Source organism: Streptomyces sp. MUSC 14 (assembly GCF_001866675.1).
Lineage (GTDB): Bacteria > Actinomycetota > Actinomycetes > Streptomycetales > Streptomycetaceae > Streptomyces.
This window is the reverse complement of record NZ_MLYN01000101.1, coordinates 1-1,657: the sequence shown is the minus strand read 5'-3', so window position 1 is coordinate 1,657 and position 1,657 is coordinate 1. Positions and strand designations below refer to the sequence as shown.

Genomic DNA, 1,657 nt, shown 5'->3' with positions numbered 1-1,657 from the left:
GCCTATGAGCACGGTGCATCGTGAAAACTGCACGTCAGATGGCCTGGCGTGCGTAGGCGTCGGGAGGCTCGGGCAGGTCCGGAGCGGTAGTCCACCGACAAGGTCGTCCGTCAGCGGGCGACTTCCCGGTTCGTCAGCACCAGCAGGGCCCGCACGAGCGCAGTCGCCCACCTGGGATCCGTGCGGACCTTGCCGAGGACACGCCAGTTCTTGAGATGGGCGAAGCCGTGCTCGACCGGGGCCCGCACCGCGGCCAGTGCCTTGTTGGACAGCTTCTGACCTCGGGTCAGGGACCGGTTGCGGGCGGCTTTGTAGCCGGTGATCACCGCGGGGTCGGCGTCCGGACCGGCATCGTCGAGTCCGACGAACCCCAGGTCGGCGATCGCGCCGAGACCGGCCGCCCGCAGGTGAGCGGTGAGTTTGTCGTGTCGGCAGGCGGTGATCTCCGAGGCGCGTCCGGGCCGCACCGCGGAGACCCATACCAGTCGGCCGCGGTCGTCGGTGAGAGCGATCACGAGCAGGCCGTGGCATTTGTGCTTGCCCGAATAGTTCTTCCGGTTCTCGGTCCCGGTGCGCCTCCGGGTGCGTATCAAAGAGCCGTCCAGCAGCACCACCCCGCCACCCTTTCGGGCGATCTTCCTCAGCGCGCGGTCCAGACGCGGGGCGCGGGCAGCCAGCAGACCGACGACTTCCCGCACCCAGCGGGTGACGGTGGTGCGGTGCACCCCGTTCCCGCCGGCCAGATCGCAGGGCCGCTGGTCACAGCGCAGGACCGCCAGCACGATCCCCGCGATCTTTCCGGCGGGCAGGGCCCGCCACCGCGAGCCGATCTTCTTCAGGTGGCCGCGTATCAGGTCGGCGAGATAGCTCAGGGTGGCGCTCGACAGCGGCAGGCGGGCGGTGTAGACAAGGCCGTCAGGGCCCTCGGCGAGACCGTTGTTTTTCTTCACACCAAACTCAACTGCCGCTGGGGGCCCGTCAGTTACGGCCCACTCGCGCGGTCACGGACGTGCGGTGAACCGCCCGTCGGGCCGTTTGTGCAGCCAGCCGCGGTCGGCGAGCTTGGTCATCTTCGCCCGCAGCGGCTCCAGCTTGCCGCGCACCGCGGTGTCCAGGCCCAGCCGCTCGCCGACCGCCCTGACCTGCACCGGGCCGTCGGCCTCCCGCACGATCGCCAGGATCTTGCGGTAGTCGCCGGGCAGCGCGCCCTCATCGGTCGCGTCGCTGCGGTGCGGGATGAGCAGGACCGCCCGCCCGGCCACCTTCGCCGATACCGGAGCGGCAGCCTCGGCGTCGGCCTGGGCCTGCTCGGCCAGGCGGTTCAACACCCTTTCCGCGATCGCCAGTTCGTCCCGCTCGACCTGGACCTCCTGAAGCTGCTTGGTCAACTCCTCGGCGAGGGCGTCCAGTTCGCTCCGACGAGCGGTGATCCACTGCCGCTCCTGCATCCCGGGCCCTCCCGCGATCTCGTGGCGTGCCGACCTGCCGACGGATCGTAGGCGGGGGTCGGTCACGGGCGCAGCCGAACCCGGCAGACCGTCGGAACCGGACCTGCCCGATGATCTACGGCATAGACATCAGCCGCCGACCGGCACGAGTCCCCGAATCGTCACACACACCAGACCCGTGACCTGCGATTTCACGATGCACACCACTC

2 protein-coding genes are annotated in these 1,657 nt (G+C 69.8%); both read right to left on the bottom strand.

Features of this window, described 5'->3' with window-relative positions; translation table 11 throughout:
- Nucleotides 1-110: 110 nt before the first annotated feature.
- Nucleotides 111-950, bottom strand: coding sequence for an IS5/IS1182 family transposase (locus tag BIV25_RS44505; RefSeq protein ID WP_071378306.1), 840 nt, complete (start codon nucleotides 948-950; stop codon nucleotides 111-113).
- Between the two features lie 51 nt (nucleotides 951-1,001).
- On the bottom strand, nucleotides 1,002-1,448 hold the full coding sequence (locus BIV25_RS44500; RefSeq protein WP_071378305.1) for a hypothetical protein: 447 nt from the start codon (nucleotides 1,446-1,448) through the stop codon (nucleotides 1,002-1,004).
- Nucleotides 1,449-1,657: the final 209 nt, after the last annotated feature.

Coding starts and splice junctions, on each gene's coding strand:
- BIV25_RS44500 (WP_071378305.1), bottom strand. CDS start 1,448: ATGCAGGAGCGGCAGTGGATCACCGCTCGTCGGAGCGAACTGGACGCC.